The organism is Mesorhizobium sp. B2-4-7, assembly GCF_006442685.1.
In the GTDB taxonomy this organism is placed as follows: domain Bacteria; phylum Pseudomonadota; class Alphaproteobacteria; order Rhizobiales; family Rhizobiaceae; genus Mesorhizobium.
Window position 1 is genome coordinate 228150 of record NZ_VFVH01000002.1, and the last position, 16059, is coordinate 244208.

A 16059-nucleotide genomic window follows, 5' to 3' on the forward strand; every position below is an offset into this window, starting at 1 on the left:
CAGCCGCTAATCATTCCAATAGTCCGGCGCTATCTCCTGTCGCGAACAGGCCGCCGATGCGTTTTCCGGCGGCCGGCTTTTTGTGCGTGGTGACGGCTGATGGAAACGACTTACGACGACAGGCTGGTGAAGCCTCGGGCAGGATGGGGTGCGGTGTTCTCGATGACGCTTTGCGTCGCCGTCCTCATCGCTTCCGAGTTCATGCCGGTCAGCTTGCTGACGCCGATCGCCGACGGGCTCGGCATCACCGAAGGCCGGGCGGGACAGGCGATCTCGGTCTCCGGCATCTTCGCGGTCCTCACCAGCCTGTTCATCGCCGGCCTGACGCGGCATATCGACCGCAAGCTGGTGCTGACGTCGTTCTCGCTGCTGCTCGCCGTGTCCGGCTTGGTGGTGACCTTTGCGCCCAACTATGCCGTGCTGATGATCGGCCGCGTCTTGCTCGGCATTGCCATCGGCGGTTTCTGGTCGATGTCCACCGCGATCGTGATGCGCCTCGTGCCGGAGGACTCCGTGCCCGAGGGCCTGGCGATGATCAACGCCGGCAACGCCGTCGCGGCAACCATATCGGCGCCGCTCGGAAGCCTGCTCGGCGATTATGTCGGCTGGCGCGGCGCGTTCTTCCTCGTGGTGCCGTTGGCCCTCTTTGCCCTTGTCTGGCAAAGCCTCAGCCTGCCTGCGCTGCCGCCACGCGGCCGCAAGGCGTCGGGCAATGTCCTCCGGCTGCTGCTGCGCCGTCAGGTCGCGCTCGGCATGGCCTCGATCCTGTTGCTCTTCATGGGCCAGTTCGCGCTCTTCACCTATCTCAGGCCTTTCCTGGAAACCGTGACCGGTGTCGGCGTTTCGGCGCTCTCGGCGATCCTGCTCGTGATGGGACTAGCAGGCGTCGCCGGCACCTGGACCATAGGCCGGCTGCTCAAGACGCGGCTCTACAGCATCGTCATCATCATTCCGCTGGCCATGGCGCTGCTGGCCGTCGCATTGATCGTGCTTGGATCGATGCCGATGGCCGTCACCGCGTTGCTCGTCGGCTGGGGCTTTTTCGGAACCGCGGCGCCGGTCGGCTGGGGCACCTGGCTGAGCCGCGCGCTGCGCGACGATGCCGAAGCCGGCGGCGGCTTGCAGGTCGCCGTCATCCAGTTCGCCATCACGCTCGGCGCGGCGGGCGGCGGCCTGCTGCTGGACACGCTCGGCTGGCGAAGCCCCTTCGCACTTGGCGCGGTGCTGCTTGTGGGATCCGCGCTGGCCGCGGCGGCAGCCGCCCATGACCACTGCAAGGGCGCACCATGACACGCAGCCACATGACGCGCCGCGCCGCGGTTGCCGCCGCACTGGCAGCCGCGTTCGCGCCCTCCGCCGCGCCAGGCCAAGCCCGCGGAACGGACGGACAGGAGAAACCGTTGATGAGGATTGCTATTGAAGTGGACGCGATGCGCCTGACGGCCTCCCTGTTCGACAATCCGAGCGCGCAGGATTTCGCCGCGATGCTGCCGCTCGACCTGACACTGGAAGACTACGCATCCGTCGAGAAGATCGGCTACCTGCCGCGCAAATTGCGGATCGAGGGCAGCGGCCCGTTCGACAGTGAGGCCATCGGCGACATCGCCTACTACGCGCCCTGGGGCAATCTCATCTTCTTTTATGGCCCCTACCGGTATTCGCGCGGCCTGATCCGGCTCGGCCGGCTCGACAGCGGTATCGCACCGCTGCTGCGCGGCGGACGCTTCAACATACGCATAGAACGCCTGACATAGGCTCAAGGAGAAAACGATGCTCGGAACAGTTCTCTACGGTGCCGGCGACATCCGCTGCGAGGAAGTGGCGGAGCCCGAAATCCTTCATCCCACCGACGCCATCCTCAAGCTCTCGGCCACCTGCATCTGCGGCTCCGACCTGTGGCCCTATCGCGGGCTCCAGCCGCTGAACGAACCGATGCATATGGGCCACGAATATTGCGGCGTGGTGGTGGAAGTGGGCAGCGCGGTGAGAACGGTGAAGCCCGGCCAGTTCGTCGTCGGCTCGTTCTGCACCTCCGACAACACCTGCCCGCATTGCCGCTTCGGCTTCCCCTCGTCCTGCGAGCAGCGCGAGTTCATGAGCCGGGCGCAGGCGCCGATGCTGCGCGTGCCGCTTGCCGACGGCACGCTGGTCGCCACCCCCGGCATGCCCGAGGACGACCTGATCCCGAGCCTGCTGGCGGCATCGGATGTGCTTGGCACCGGCTGGTATGCCGCCGACGCCGCGCGCGTCGAGCCCGGCGCGACCGCGGTCGTCGTGGGTGACGGCGCGGTCGGGCTGATGGGCGTGCTCGCGGCCAAGCAGATGGGCGCGGAGCGCATCATCGCCATGAGCCGCCACAAGACGCGCCAGGATCTCGCGCTCGAATTCGGCGCCACCGATATCATTTCGGAGCGCGGCGATGACGGCGTGGCGCGGATCAAGGAGCTGACCCGCGGCGTCGGCGCGGAATCCGTGCTGGAATGCGTCGGCACGCAGGAATCCATGATGCAGGCGATCAACTGTGCCCGCCCCGGCGGCTCGATCGGCTTTGTCGGCGTGCCGCATGGCGTCCAGCTCGACGGCCAGGGCCTCTTCTTCGCCCAGAAGAGCCTGCTCGGCGGCCCCGCGCCCGTGCGCCGTTTTCTTCCGCATCTGATGGATCTGGTGCTGGAGCGCAAGATCAATCCCGGCAAGGTCTTCGACCTGACCCTGCCGCTGGCCGATGTCGCCGAGGGCTACCGCGCCATGGATGAGAGGCGGGCGATCAAGACGCTGCTTCGTCTGTAAGCGCCGCACTGCGTTCAGCCCACAAATGCAGGGGAGCAAACCTTAAGGAGACCAAAATGAAGAAAATCCTGACAGCAACGGCCGCGAGTGTGGCGGGAACCATGCCCGTGCAGGCGCAGGGCATCGAAATCCGGACAAACGGCAGCACGCCGGCGGTGATCGGAGCGGCAGAAAACTTTACCGGGCAAGCGGTCATCACTGCGCTGTTTCCCGCCACCGAGATAACGCGCGCAAGCACGGGGCTGGTGAACTTTGCTCCCGGAGCGCGCACCGTCTGGCACACCCATCCTGCCGGTCAATTGCTGATCGTCAGATCAGGCCAAGGCTGGATTCGCGAAGACGGCAAGGAGGCCCTCGTCATCAATCCAGGCGACGTCGTCTGGATTCCCGCCGGGGTGAAGCACTGGCATGGCGCAACCGCCACCAGCCCGATGGCCCATATCGCGTTGAGCTACATGCATGACGGCAAGAATGTCGACTGGCTGGAGCCTGTCTCCGACGAGCAATACCGCTGACCGTACGCAGGAACGAAAGGCATCATCATGAAACCTTCAACCATTCTCGCACTCGCTTTGTCGATGGGGGCTGCCGACGCTGCGGCGCAGACTGGGTCGCAGACCGGCAGCCTGCCTCCAGAGGATTTGCAGGCCGTCTCGCCCGCCCTTGCGCGCTATGCGACGGACAAGCTTGCCAATGACGTTTGGAAGCGCCCCGGCCTGTCGCGGCGCGATCGCAGCATCGTCACCATCGCGGCGGTGGTCACCCGCAACCAGGGCATACTCCTGCCGGAGCAGTTGAGCCTCGCCCTCGACAGTGGCGTGAAGCCGGCCGAGATCTCGGAGATGATCACGCATCTTGCCTTCTATGCCGGGTGGGGCAACGCGATGGCAGCCACGGCGATCGCCAAAGCGGTGTTCGAGGCACGCGGCATCGGGCCGGACCAGCTCCCCAAGGCTGTCGTCGATTTGCTGCCGCTCGACGAAAAGGCGGAGGCCGATCGTGCCGCACGGGTCGAGCAAGGCACGGGACCGGCGTCGCCGGGCCTGGTGCGCGACACGACGGAAGTGCTGTTTCGCGACTTGTGGCTGCGTCCCGACCTCGCGCCGCGCGACCGCAGCCTGGTGACGGTCAGCGCACTGGTCGCCGCCGGGCAGGTGGAGCAGATTCCCTACCATCTCAACAGGGCCATGGATAATGGACTGACGCGCGCCGAGGCCTCGGAGGTGATCAGTCATCTCGCCTATTACGCGGGATGGCCAAACGCTTTTTCGGCAGCCCCGGTCGCACGCTCCGTATTCGAGAAGCGCTCCGCCAACTGATCATTTTCGACCGTAACGACCCTGCCGTTCGAGCCGCGCGGCCTGACGCGGCCAAGTGGCGATGCGGCGAGCATCTGGAGACTGCCCAGCGCAAATTCAGGGCGGTCTGGCGGATCGAGGCCGAAAGCCGACGCGGGCGGCATGACCTGACATTGCGCTCAGCCGGCGCGCGATCCCGGCGCTTCCGGCCGGAGATAGACCGTCAGGCAGCAGCAACAGATCGCCAGTCCGGCGATCGGGTATTTCAGGGCGACGACCGCCGCCAAGCCGAAAAGGCACAGCGTCACCATCGAGCGGATGCGCATGACCTTGCGCACCTTGAGCGGAACGGTGTCGGCCGGCATCGGGTCGATGAGTTCCCGGATCAGGAGAATGTAGGGCAGATTCACCAGGAAGAAGACGACCGCGTAGAACGCCACCGGCTGCGGGGCCAGCTCGCTGACCGCCATCCACGCGGTTGCCAGCGGCAGCAGCGACACCGAGAACAGGTGCGCGAAATTGTACCACATCAGGCTGGTCGTCGCCGCCGTGGCATGGCGCAGGAGATGATGGTGGTTCGCCCAGACGATGGCGATGAAGAGATAGCTCACGCCGTAGCTCAGCCATGTCGGCCACAAGGCCAGCAACGCAGTGAAGGTCGGCACCTCCGGTGGGCGCAGGTCAAGCACGAGCACGGTGATAAGGACGGCGAACACGCCATCCGAAAATGCGCTCAATCGCTCAAGCCCTGTCGAGGGAAGCACCTGGAGTGTCCTTGTCGAGGTTCGTCCGGCCTATGGTAGCATCGCCACCCGCAATATCCATGGCTGCCCAGTCGAGATCGCTAACGCGTTGCTTCGCGCCAAGTCCAACCCCGCTCACGACGCCTTGGCCAGAAAGCTCTGGTAATCCGATTTGGCCTGCAGCAGGCGCAGCACGTTCTCGCGCGAGCCGCGCACATGGGCGCGCGCCAGGGCGCCGGCGCGCTTGGCGTCGCCGGCGCAGATCGCCTCGACGATCTCGGCATGCTCGTCGCGGGCGATCTTCCATTCGTCGAGCCACAGCAGTTCCGTCCAGACATAGTGCTGGCATTTGTCGAGGATGCCGCACAGCATGCCGTGCAGCATGGCATTGCCGCTGATTTCGGCGATGACGCGGTGCAGATCGATGCCGACTTCAAGCTCCTGGAATTTTTCCCTTGTGGTTCGATCCGCAATGGCGGCCAGCCTCTCGCATTCGGCCAGCATGGCGCGCAGCCGCGCCTTGTCTTTCTCGGTGGCCGCAGCCGCCGCCAGTTCGGTGGCGTGGCCGTCGAGCAGTTCGCGGATGTCGAAGGCCTCGCGGAACATGTTTATGTCGAACTCGGTGACGGCGTAGCCCTGCCGCGGCCGGCCGGTGACCAACCCGTCGCGCTCGAGGCGGTTGAAGGCCTCGCGCACGGGCGTGCGGCTGACATTCAGCTTTGCCGCAATGTCGCTCTCGGTGACGCGCGCGCCCGGCGGGATCTGGCCGGTCACGATCATTGCCTTGAGCGCGGAATAGACCGAGTCGCGCAGCGTGTTTTTTGTTTCCTTGGCCAAGTTCCGTATCCAGTCTCCGGTCCGTGCCGGAAATCGATGTGTTTCGCGCGTAGCTGTATTCAAAATCGGCGCGTTTTGCCATTCCCCGGCCCCGGGTCGGTGGCCCCAAGGCCCCGGCGAGCGGTGTTGACTTCGCTGATCCCCGAGCTACACTCAAAATTGTATACAAAATCGCATGCGAAATCAAAAACAATGGGAACACCGGTTGGAGAACCGAAATGAACAGCACCAAAGGCATTAGCGTCGTTGCCATAGCGGGCCTCATGGCCACGGTCACGGCGCCCGCCGCGGCAGGCGACACCATTACCGTCGCCTCATGGGGCGGCACCTATCAGGAGGCGCAGGCCAAGGCCTTCTTCAAGCCGACCGCCGATGCGCTCGGCATCACCATCAAGGAAGACACGACCAACGGTCTCGATGACGTGCGCCTGCAGGTGACAGGCAACGCGGTGAAGTGGGACATCACCGAGCTCGGCGCCGACGAATGCGCGCGCGGCTCGAAGGAAGGGCTTTTCGAAAAGCTCGACTACAACCTCATCGACAAGAGCGGCATCAATCCCAAGCTCGTGCATGACGACTGGGTCGGCATCTCCTACACCTCCGTGGTACTCGTCTACCGGACCGACGTATTCGGTGACAAAGGCCCCAAGACCTGGGCCGACTTCTGGAATGTGGAGAAGTTTCCCGGACGGCGCGCACTGAGCAGCAGCCAGGCGACGGAGACGCTTAGCGTTGCAGCCCTCGCCGAAGGCATTCCGATCGACAAGGTCTATCCTGTCGACATCGACGGCGCGCTGAAATCGGTCGACAAGATCCGTGGCCATGTCGATGCCTGGTGGACTTCCGGCGCGCAGGCCATGCAACTGGTGAAGGACGGCGAGGTCGACATGGCAAGCATCTGGAACGGCCGCGCCGGCACCTTGAAGAAGGAAGGCGCGCCGGTCAGCTTCTCCTTCGACCAGGGCGTACTCACCGCCGACTGCATGGTCATTCCCAAGGGCGCCAAGAACAAGGAGGTCGCGATGAAGGCGCTGGCGATGTTCGTCAGTCCGCAATTACAGGCCAATCTGCCGCTTTATGTCGACAACGGACCGGTCAACGAGAAGGCGTTCGAGACCGGGAAGATCCCGCCGGAGCGGATCAAGGACATCAACTCGTCGCCTGAGAACGTCAAGAAGCAGGTGCTGCAGGACGCCGAGTTCTGGCGCGACAACCTCGTCGAGGCGACGGAGAAGTTCAACAATCTGATCCAGCAATAGACCGGAAACCCTGACATTGCGGGGCCGCCTGGCCCTGCTTCTTGGAGTCCTGCCTAGGAGAAAACAATCTTGTCCATTGCGCCATCCGCGCTGCCGATCGGCATGCGCGCGATAGAGAAACGTTTTGGCTCCGTATCGGTGCTGCGCGACCTCAATCTCGACGTCGCGGCCGGCGAATTCCTGACGTTGCTCGGCCCTTCCGGCTCCGGAAAGACGACGCTGCTGATGATCCTGGCGGGATTCGTCAGGGCCAATGCCGGCTCAATCAAGGTCGGCGACGAGGAGATCATCACCACGCCGCCGCACAGGCGCAATATCGGCATGGTGTTCCAGAACTATGCCCTGTTCCCGCATATGAACGTCTTCCACAACATCGCCTTTCCGCTGAAGCAGCGCCGCGTTCCGGCCGCCGAGACGGTGGAACGCGTCGAGAAAGCGCTGGAGTTGGTGAAGTTGCAGGGCCTCGGCGAACGGCGCGTCGACCAGCTCTCCGGTGGCCAGCGCCAGCGCGTGGCGCTGGCGCGCGCCATCGTGTTCGAGCCGCGCATCGTGCTGATGGACGAGCCGCTGTCGGCGTTGGACAAGGGCCTGCGCGAGCACATGCAGATCGAACTGCGCGCCCTGCATCGGCGGCTTGGCATGACGACTGTCTATGTCACGCACGACCAGCGCGAGGCGATCACCATGTCGGATCGTATCGCCGTCATGAATGCCGGGCGCATCGAGCAGCTCGACAAGCCCGAAATTCTCTACGCCGCGCCGCGCACCCGGTTCGTCGCCGGCTTCATCGGGGAATCGAATTTCATTCCCGTCGAATGCCGCAGCGGTTCGGTCTGGTACGAGGACAGGCAAATCCACACCGCGGCGCCGGCGCCGGCATCGGGCCAGCAGCTGATGGTGGTGCGGCCGGAAAAGCTGCGGCTGCTGGCAAATGCAGAGCCGGCCAAGGGCGTCAACGTGCTCAGCGCGACGCTCAGTGACGTGATTTATCAGGGCGACAGCTTCGTCTGCTACGCCGTGCTGCGCGACGGCAGGCAGCTGACATTGCGCGACTATTGCCGCAGCGACGTGCTGGCCAGGTTGCCGGCCGCCGGGCAGCCGATCGCGCTTGGCCTTGATGCGCAGGATACGATCCTGGTGGCGGCGGACTGATGAGCGTGCAAACCGCCGCGATGGACGAGGCAATTGGCGCCATGACCCAGGACCTGAACGCGCATGCGTTGCGCGCCGATGCGTGGCGCGAGCAGTTTCGGCTGCTGGCGCTGCTGGCGCCAAGTCTGTTCCTCGTCTTTGCCATCATCATCGTGCCGATCGGCTGGCTGTTCTGGCTGTCGCTGTTCGACGAGGCCGGCGTCTTGAGCGCCGCCAACTATGCGCGCTTCTTCGAGCAGGCCTCCTACATCAAGACCTTCCTCACCACCTTCAAGGTCGCCTTCATCGTCACCGCCGCCTGCGTGCTGCTGGGCTATCCCTTGGCCTACATGCTGTCGCAACTGCCGCGCCGGGCGGCGTCGATCTGCCTGATCTTCGTCATCCTGCCGTTCTGGACATCGGTGCTGGTGCGCACCTATGCCTGGCTGGTGATCCTGCAGCGCAAGGGGCTGATCAACAGTTGGCTGATCGACCTCGGAGTCATCAGCCAGCCGCTGCCGCTGGCCAACAATTTTTCCGGCGTCGTCATCGGCATGACGCATATATTGCTGCCGTTCCTGGTGCTGCCGCTCTACGCCTCGATGAAGACCATCGACACCGACTGCCTGCGCGCCGGGATGAATCTGGGCGCCGGCCCCGTCGCCACCTTCCGGCAGATCTTCTTTCCGCTGTCGCTGCCCGGCCTCGCCTCGGGCGTGGTCATCGTCTTCGTGCTGTGCCTGGGCTTTTTCGTCACGCCGGCGCTGATGGGCGGCGGCAAGGTCGTCATGTGGGCGATGCGCATGGAACAGACCACCAGCCTCTATTCCAACTGGGGCGCCGGCGCGGCGCTCGGCGTCGTGCTGCTCGTGGTCACGCTGGCGCTGCTCGGCCTGTTCCAGTGGCTGCTCGGCGCGCGCGCCACAGGTGTGTGGAGTTCGCGATGAGCGGAGATGTCGGCCTGCCGATCTCGCACCGGCAACGTCTGTGGCTCTATGCGCTGGGCGGCCTCGTGCTGCTGTTCCTGATCGCGCCGTCGGTCATCATCGTCATCATGTCGTTTTCGGATTCGACGCTGCTGCAGTTTCCGCCGCAGCAATGGTCGCTGCGTTGGTACCAGACCTACTTCCAGTCGCTGGAGTGGCGCGACGCGACGGTGGTCTCGGTCAAGGTGGCCGTTATGACCGCGCTGGTGGCGACGCCGCTCGGCACGGCCGCCGCCTATGCCATCAACCGGGGCACCCTGCGCTTCAACGGCACCATCAACGCGCTGATGACCGCGTCGCTGATCGTGCCGGTGATCTTGATCGGCATCGGCACCTTCTTCCTCTATGCGCGCATCGGGCTCAACAACACGCTGACCGGCCTGGTCATCGCGCATACGGTGCAGGCGCTGCCGCTGGTGGTGCTGACGGTGCTGTCCGGCTTGCGCTCCTATGACATGAACCAAGAGCGCGTGGCGCGCAGCCTCGGCGCCGGACGCGTCGCCGCCTTCTGGCAGGTGACCATGCCGCAGATCCGCTTCTCGATCGTTTCGGGCGCGCTGTTTGCCTTCATCACCTCCTTCGACGAAGTGGTGGTTTCGCTGTTCATATCGGGCGGCGAGACGACGACCTTGACGCGCCGCATGTTCAACGCCCTGCGCGACCAGATAGACCCGACGATCGCTGCCATCTCGACCTGCCTGATCGTGCTGTCGGTCGTGCTCTTGTCGGTGGCGCAGATCTTCGGCAGACGGCATTGATTTCACCGGACCAATTGGCTTCAAGTGACCAGGAGATATTCGGACAGAATGCGTGATTTCCAGTTTCCCGGCCGCTCGCCGGTCCGTGCCACCGAAGCGATCGCCGCGACCTCGCATCCGCTTTCGACGCTTGCAGCCATTGACATGCTGCGCGCCGGCGGCAATGCCATGGACGCCGCTGTCTGCGCCGCCGCCGTGCAGGGCGTGGTCGAGCCGCAATCGACCGGCATAGGCGGCGACTGCTTTGTCCTCTATTGCCCCGCGGGGCAGGGACACGTGCTGGCTTTCAATGGCTCCGGCCGGGCGCCCGCCAAGGCGACCGTGGACTGGTATCGCGACAAAGGCTTCAGCGAACTTCCCAAACAGGGACCGCATGCCGTGACCGTGCCCGGCGCGATCGACGCCTGGTGCAGGCTGCTGGAAGACCATGGCAGCAAGGACCTTGCAGAGGTGTTGGCGCCGGCGATCAACTATGCCGAGAACGGCTATGTCGTGCATGACCGCGTCGCCTTCGACTGGGCCGAACCGGAGACCGACCTGTCGGCCGACGAGCACGCCGCGCGCATTTTCCTGCCGGGCGGCGAGGCGCCCAGGGCCGGCGACGTGCACCGGCAGCCGGAGCTTGCCGCCACCTTACGCATCATTGCCAGGCATGGCCGCGCCGGGTTCTATGAAGGCACCGTGGCCGACGACATTGTGAGCCGGCTCAGGGCGTTGGGCGGACTGCATTCGCTTGAGGATTTCGCTTCGACCAAGGGCGATTATGTAGCGCCGGTCAGCGTCTCCTATGGCGGCCACGAGATCCACCAGATGCCGCCGAACAATCAGGGGCTGACGGCGCTCGTGATGCTGAATGTGCTGTCGGGGCTCAGGCTCGGCGAGCTCGACCCCGGCGGCGCCGAGCGCCTGCACTTGGAGATCGAAGCGGGGCGGTTGGCCTACCGCGACCGCGACCGTTTCCTCGGCGACCAGGACCATGTGCCGGTGCCGGTAAAAGAGCTTCTGTCGGCCGCCTATGCCGAGCGGCTGCGCGCCGAGATCGACCGCCAGCGTGCCATGACGCACCTGCCGGATGTGCAGCTGCCCGGCAGCGACACGGTCTACATCTCCATCGTCGACCGCGACCGCAACGCGGTCTCCTTCATCAACTCGACCTATTATTCCTTCGGCAGCGGCGTCGTCGGCCCGAAGACCGGCGTGGTGCTGCAGAACCGCGGCTCGAGCTTCCGCCTCGACCCGGCGCATCCGAACGCCATCGCGCCCGGCAAGCGGCCGATGCACACGATCATGCCCGGCATGGCGACGCGAAACGGCCGCGTGGTGATGCCGTTCGGCGTCATGGGCGGCGGCTACCAGCCGTTCGGCCATGTCCATCTTTTGACCAACATGCTCGACTTCGGCATGGACCCGCAGCAGGCGCTCGATGCGCCGCGAGTGTTCTACAATGACGGCATGGTGGAGGCCGAGCGCGGTGTTCCCGCTGATGCGATCGAAGGCCTGCGCCGCCGCGGCCATGCCATCACCCAGCCGCACCATCCGCTCGGCGGCGGCCAGGCGGTGCTGATCGACTGGGAAAAGGGAACGCTGACCGGGGCGTCGGATCCACGCAAGGACGGAATGGCGCTTGGGTATTGATGGGATCGGGACAGCCGTCGCGGCTCGGATTTGGCTGCAGTTGCCGCAGCAAGCGTCGGCGCCGCCCCACATGAGCAGCATACCCTCACCCCGCCACCAGGTGACCGCCTCCGACATCGCTCAGCACCAGCCTCTGCGGGCTCTCGCCCAGCCTCCGCGTCGCACTCGGAATCTCCTGGTCCAGCCTTGCGAACCGGCTCCTGCGCTTCGCCGGATCGGGCACCGGCACGGCTTCGATCAGCCGCCTGGTGTAAGGGTGGCGCGGGTTGGAGAAAACCTGGTCGCGCGTGCCCATTTCGACGATCTGGCCGAGATACATGACGGCGACGCGGTCGGAGATGTTTTCGACCACGGCCATGTCGTGCGAGATGAAGAGGTAGGCGACGCCGAATTCGCGCTGCAATTCCTTCAGCAGGCCGAGCACGCGCGCCTGCACGGAAACGTCGAGGGCCGAAACGCTTTCGTCGGCGATGATCAGCTTCGGCCTGAGCGCCAGGGCACGGGCGATGCAGACGCGCTGGCGCTGGCCGCCGGAGAATTCGTGGGGATAGAGCTCCATCTGGCCGGCCGACAGGCCGACACGCTCGAATAATGCCGCCACCCGCTCCCTGCGCTCTTCCTTCGAAGCGACGCCATGGATGACCAGCGGCTCGGCGACGAGATCGCCGACGCGCATGCGCGGGTCGAGCGAAGCGTAGGGGTCCTGGAAGATCATCTGCACGTCGCGGCGCACCGCCTTGCGCTCGTCGCGGCCGAGGCCCGACAGGTTGCGTCCGCCGATGACGATGTCGCCGGTATAAGGCACCAGTCCGGCCAGCGCCTTGGCGGTGGTCGACTTGCCGCAGCCGGACTCGCCCACCAGCGCCAGCGCTTCGTTGGGCGCGATCGAAAAGCTGACGCCTTCGACGGCATGGACGCGCCGGTTGACCCGGCCGAAGAAGCCGCCACGCAGGTCGAACCGGACATGCAGATCGGTGACATCGGCGACGTTTGCCGGCGCAGCCGGCTCGGCAATCTCTTTCGATTTCTGGCGGCCGGCGCCAGTGCCGATGCGCGGCACGGCGGCGAGCAGCTCGCGCGTGTAGTCGGCTCGCGGGCGAGCAAAAATGTCCGATGTCTTGCCTTCCTCGACCATGCGGCCATGCCGCATGATGATGACGCGGTCGGCCATTTCGGCGACCACGCCCATGTCGTGAGTGATGAGGATGACGCTGGTGCCGTGCTGGCGCTGCAGGTCGCGCAGCAGTTCCAGAATCTCGCCCTGCACGGTGACGTCGAGCGCAGTCGTCGGCTCGTCGGCGATCAGCACGTCCGGCTCGAGCGCCAGCGCCATGGCGATCATCACCCGCTGGCGCATGCCGCCGGACAGCTCATGCGGAAACTGTTTCAGCCGGCTTTCGGCTTCCGAAATGCGCACTGCCTTCAACGCCTCGATGGCGCGGCTTCGGGCCTCGGCGCGCGAGGGGCTGGTGTGCGCCTCGATGGATTCGGTGAGCTGGCGGCCGATCGACAGCACCGGGTTCAGCGAGGTCATCGGCTCCTGAAAGATCATGGCGACGCGGTCGCCGCGGATGCGGCGCATCCGGCGCTCGTCGAGCGCTGTGAGATCGGTGTCGCCCGCATCCCCGCCAAGAAGGCGGATCGTGCCCGAAGATATGCGCGCGGCGGGCTGCGGCAGTAGTTGCATGATCGCCAGCGCGGTCATCGATTTGCCGGAGCCGGATTCGCCGGCGATGCAGAGCGTCTCGCCGCGTGAAAGCGTCAGAGAGAGGTTGGAGACGACGTCGCGCTCGCCGTCCTCGCCACGCACGGAGACGGAGAGATTGGCGATGTCGAGAATTGTTTCGGTGGCTGAGGTCATTGCAGACGCAAACCTGCAAGGGATTTATTCTGTGGCGCCCCCCACCCGGACCTTCGGTCCGACCTCCCCACAAGGGGGAGGTAGGGCGCCGGTTTTTTACCCTCCCCCTTGTGGCGAGGGTCGCTGCGAAGCAGCGGGGTGGGGGTGCAGCGCCGACCGAACATCATTCGAACACGCAGCGCGGGAAGTAGAACGACACCACCCAGTTCGGCATGTCGACGATCTCGCTGATCCTGAGATCGCCACAGACCGAGGCCAGCATATAGGCCTCGACCGGATCGATCTGGTAACGGCCGGCGAGCAGGTCGATCATCTGGGCGACCGCCTCTTTCGCGCCGGTCATCAGGTCCGGGCCGATGCCGGTGGTCACCTCGTAACCCTTGGTGTCGAGGTGGCGCGTCACCGGGCCGGGCGTGGTGAAGCGCGGCATCTTCAGCCTGGCGTCCTTGACAAGGTCGAGCTTGAGCACGACGTCCATCGGGCTTTCGATCGCCGTGCCGCAGACCTCGCCATCGCCCTGCGCGGCATGCGTGTCGCCGACCGAAAACAGCGCGCCGGCCACCTCCACCGGCAGATAGAGCGTTGTGCCGGCGGCGAGGTCGCGAATGTCCAGATTGCCGCCGACGCGGCGGGGCGGCACCACCGAGTGATGGCCCATCTCGCCCGGCGCGTTGCCGATGGTGCCGGCGAAGGGTTTCAGCGGCACGCGGCCGTTCTTGCCGAACAAGGCCGGCTCCAGCGAGGCGGCATCGTATTTCCAGATGTTGAGCGCCGGCTGCTTGAAGTCGTCGGCGAGCAGGCCGAAACCTGGAATGTTCGCCGTCCAGCCGAAGCCGGACGGTTTGAACATCTCGATCGTCACCTTCAGCGCGTCGCCCGGCTCGGCGCCCTCGACGAAAATCGGCCCGGTGACAGGGTTGATCCCGGCGAAGTCGAGCTTGGCGATGTCGGCGACGGTGCTGTCGGGCTTGAGCTGGCCACCGGAGGAATCGAGGCACTGAAACTCGATGGTCGAGCCGGGCGCCACGCGCTGCGCCGGGGCAAAGGAATTGTCCCAGCCGAAATGGTGATGGCGTCCGTGGATGGTGTAGTCGCAGTTATTGCACATCTTTTACGTACACATTGTCGTAGTTGATCGGGATATGGACCGGGTCGACATAGAGGTTGTCGGCGCCGCCCATGCGCGCGGACTTCATGGTGAAGCGCTGCTCGTTGAAGACCGGCGCCCAGGGCGCGTCCTCCATCACCTTGTCGTAGATGGCGCTCCACATCTTGTCGCGCTCGGCGGCTTTAGCCGGGTCGACCACCGAGTCGGCCTCGGCCGCCTTGGCGTCGAGGTCCTTGTTGCAATACCACGACCAGTTCCAGCCGCCAGGCACCGCGCCAGCACAGCCGAGGATCGGACCGTAGAAGTTCGATGGGTCCGGGAAGTCGGCGATCCAGGCCATGCCGCCCGACCAGATCATCGGCGCGCCGGCCTTGTCGCCGCCGGCGGCGATGACGTTTGCCTGGGCGAGCGACTGGATGCTGGCCTTGATGCCGATCGCCGCGAGGTCCTGCTGGATCGCCTGCGCGATGCGCGGATTGGGATCGGTGTTCATGGCGAAAAGCTGCGTCTCGAAGCCGTCGGGATGGCCGGCTTCGGCCAGCAGCGCCTTGGCTTTGGCGACGTCATAGGGATAGCCCTTGTACGCCTTGTCGTAGCCCGGCATCGAGGGCGGCAGCGGCTGGTTGGCCGGCACGGCACGGTTGTTGATGATCTGGACGACACGCGCCTTGTTGATCGCCATGTTGACCGCCTGGCGCACCTTCACATTGTCGAACTGCGCCATGGTGGTGTTCATGGTGACGTAGCCGGTGTGCAGCTGCCCGCCCTCGACGACGCGCGCCTTCTGCTCGGGATCGGCCATCACCTCCTGGAACTTGGCCGGCGGAATGCCATCGCCGGGCACGTCGATCTCGCCCTTCTGAAGGCGCAGCAGCGCCACGATCGGCTCTTGGCCGATCTCGAAGGTGATCTTGTCCAGATGCGGCAGTCCCTTGTGCCAGTAGTCCGCGTTGCGCTCGAAGACGATGCGCTGGCCGAGCGTCCACTCGGCGAGCTTGAAGGCGCCGGTGCCGACCGGATGCTTGCCGAAATCGGCGCCGTATTTCTCGACCTCTTCCTTCGGCACGACATGCGAGAAGTTGATGGCCATGACATGCAGGAAGGTGGCGTCGGGCCGGGTCAGCTCGAACTTGACGGTATAGGGATCGACGACGGTGACGCCGGACAGGCTTTCGGCCTTGCCGGCGGCGACATCGTCATAGCCCTTGATCGAGCCGAAGAATCCGGCGCCGGGGCTCTGCGTCTTGGGATTGGTGACGCGGTCGAGCGAGTATTTCACGTCCTCGGCGGTCATTTCGCGGCCATTGTGGAATTTCACACCATGGCGCAGCTTGAAGGTGAAGGTCTTGCCGTCGGGCGAGATCTCGTAGCTTTCGGCGAGGTCGGGCCTGAGATTGGTGGTGCCCGGCTCGTAGTCCATCAGCCCGTCGAACAGGCTCTTGATCATCGACCAGTTCTGCCAGTCATAGCCGATCGCCGGATCGAGGGTCGCGACATCGTCCTTGTAGGTGATGGTGATGGCGCCGCCCTGCTTGGCGTTGGGGTCGACGGCGTCCTCGGCGCGGACGCTCGTCATGCCGAGCATCAGCGCCAGCGCCGATGCGGCCACGGTTGATGCGAGAAGCTTTTTCATTGTTATGTTCCCTTTCTCTGTTG

The 16059-nt window shown here is 65.0% G+C and carries 15 protein-coding genes; 10 read left to right on the forward strand and 5 right to left on the reverse strand.

What is annotated here, in order from left to right; genetic code table 11:
• Window positions 1-99 precede the first annotated feature (99 nt).
• The 5 genes from FJ946_RS07795 to FJ946_RS07815 all read left to right on the forward strand — a co-directional run bounded on the left by FJ946_RS07795 (window position 100) and on the right by FJ946_RS07815 (window position 4106).
• A complete protein-coding gene (locus FJ946_RS07795) occupies window positions 100-1290 on the forward strand; it encodes an MFS transporter (protein ID WP_140563691.1) in 1191 nt (396 codons plus the stop codon).
• A gap of 113 nt (window positions 1291-1403) precedes the next feature.
• Complete coding sequence (locus FJ946_RS07800) at window positions 1404-1754, forward strand: cyclophilin-like fold protein (RefSeq protein ID WP_318012490.1); 351 nt, start codon at window positions 1404-1406, stop codon at window positions 1752-1754.
• Between the two features lie 16 nt (window positions 1755-1770).
• On the forward strand, window positions 1771-2787 hold the full coding sequence (locus FJ946_RS07805) for a zinc-dependent alcohol dehydrogenase family protein (protein ID WP_140563695.1): 1017 nt from the start codon (window positions 1771-1773) through the stop codon (window positions 2785-2787).
• Between the two features lie 56 nt (window positions 2788-2843).
• The gene (locus FJ946_RS07810) at window positions 2844-3302 is read left to right on the forward strand and encodes a cupin domain-containing protein (protein WP_140563697.1); all 459 of its coding nucleotides are present in this window, start codon (window positions 2844-2846) and stop codon (window positions 3300-3302) included.
• Window positions 3303-3365: 63 nt separating this feature from the next.
• Window positions 3366-4106 (forward strand): carboxymuconolactone decarboxylase family protein, encoded by a 741-nt coding sequence (locus tag FJ946_RS07815; RefSeq protein WP_348640497.1) that lies wholly within the window; start codon window positions 3366-3368, stop codon window positions 4104-4106.
• Window positions 4107-4264: 158 nt separating this feature from the next.
• Here the strand turns inward: FJ946_RS07815 and FJ946_RS07820 are convergent, their stop codons facing one another.
• On the reverse strand, window positions 4265-4822 hold the full coding sequence (locus FJ946_RS07820; RefSeq protein WP_246673014.1) for a TMEM175 family protein: 558 nt from the start codon (window positions 4820-4822) through the stop codon (window positions 4265-4267).
• Window positions 4823-4963: 141 nt separating this feature from the next.
• A complete protein-coding gene (locus FJ946_RS07825) occupies window positions 4964-5665 on the reverse strand; it encodes a GntR family transcriptional regulator (protein ID WP_181165185.1) in 702 nt (233 codons plus the stop codon).
• A 218-nt stretch (window positions 5666-5883) separates the two neighbouring features.
• Here FJ946_RS07825 and FJ946_RS07830 point away from each other — a divergent pair, with 218 nt between their 5' ends.
• The 5 genes from FJ946_RS07830 (at window position 5884) to ggt (ending at window position 11434) form a co-directional block, all read left to right on the forward strand.
• The gene (locus FJ946_RS07830; protein WP_140514265.1) at window positions 5884-6924 is read left to right on the forward strand and encodes an ABC transporter substrate-binding protein; all 1041 of its coding nucleotides are present in this window, start codon (window positions 5884-5886) and stop codon (window positions 6922-6924) included.
• A 69-nt stretch (window positions 6925-6993) separates the two neighbouring features.
• The gene (locus tag FJ946_RS07835) at window positions 6994-8076 is read left to right on the forward strand and encodes an ABC transporter ATP-binding protein (RefSeq protein ID WP_140554658.1); all 1083 of its coding nucleotides are present in this window, start codon (window positions 6994-6996) and stop codon (window positions 8074-8076) included.
• Complete coding sequence (locus tag FJ946_RS07840) at window positions 8076-9002, forward strand: ABC transporter permease (protein WP_140554659.1); 927 nt, start codon at window positions 8076-8078, stop codon at window positions 9000-9002. The genes FJ946_RS07835 and FJ946_RS07840 overlap by 1 nt, the downstream gene beginning before the upstream one ends.
• Window positions 8999-9799: an ABC transporter permease gene (locus tag FJ946_RS07845; RefSeq protein WP_140491547.1), complete on the forward strand. Its 801-nt coding sequence runs from the start codon at window positions 8999-9001 to the stop codon at window positions 9797-9799. The genes FJ946_RS07840 and FJ946_RS07845 overlap by 4 nt, the downstream gene beginning before the upstream one ends.
• Window positions 9800-9847: 48 nt before the next feature.
• Window positions 9848-11434, forward strand: coding sequence for a gamma-glutamyltransferase (gene ggt, locus FJ946_RS07850; protein ID WP_140563703.1), 1587 nt, complete (start codon window positions 9848-9850; stop codon window positions 11432-11434).
• 85 nt (window positions 11435-11519) lie between these two features.
• On the opposite strand, the gene FJ946_RS07855 is transcribed toward ggt, so the two are convergent.
• The 3 genes from FJ946_RS07855 to FJ946_RS07865 all read right to left on the reverse strand — a co-directional run bounded on the left by FJ946_RS07855 (window position 11520) and on the right by FJ946_RS07865 (window position 16036).
• Window positions 11520-13295, reverse strand: coding sequence for an ABC transporter ATP-binding protein (locus FJ946_RS07855; RefSeq protein ID WP_140563705.1), 1776 nt, complete (start codon window positions 13293-13295; stop codon window positions 11520-11522).
• 163 nt (window positions 13296-13458) lie between these two features.
• Window positions 13459-14403, reverse strand: coding sequence for an acetamidase/formamidase family protein (locus FJ946_RS07860; RefSeq protein ID WP_140491553.1), 945 nt, complete (start codon window positions 14401-14403; stop codon window positions 13459-13461).
• Complete coding sequence (locus FJ946_RS07865) at window positions 14393-16036, reverse strand: ABC transporter substrate-binding protein (RefSeq protein WP_140732216.1); 1644 nt, start codon at window positions 16034-16036, stop codon at window positions 14393-14395. The genes FJ946_RS07860 and FJ946_RS07865 overlap by 11 nt, the downstream gene beginning before the upstream one ends.
• Window positions 16037-16059: the final 23 nt, after the last annotated feature.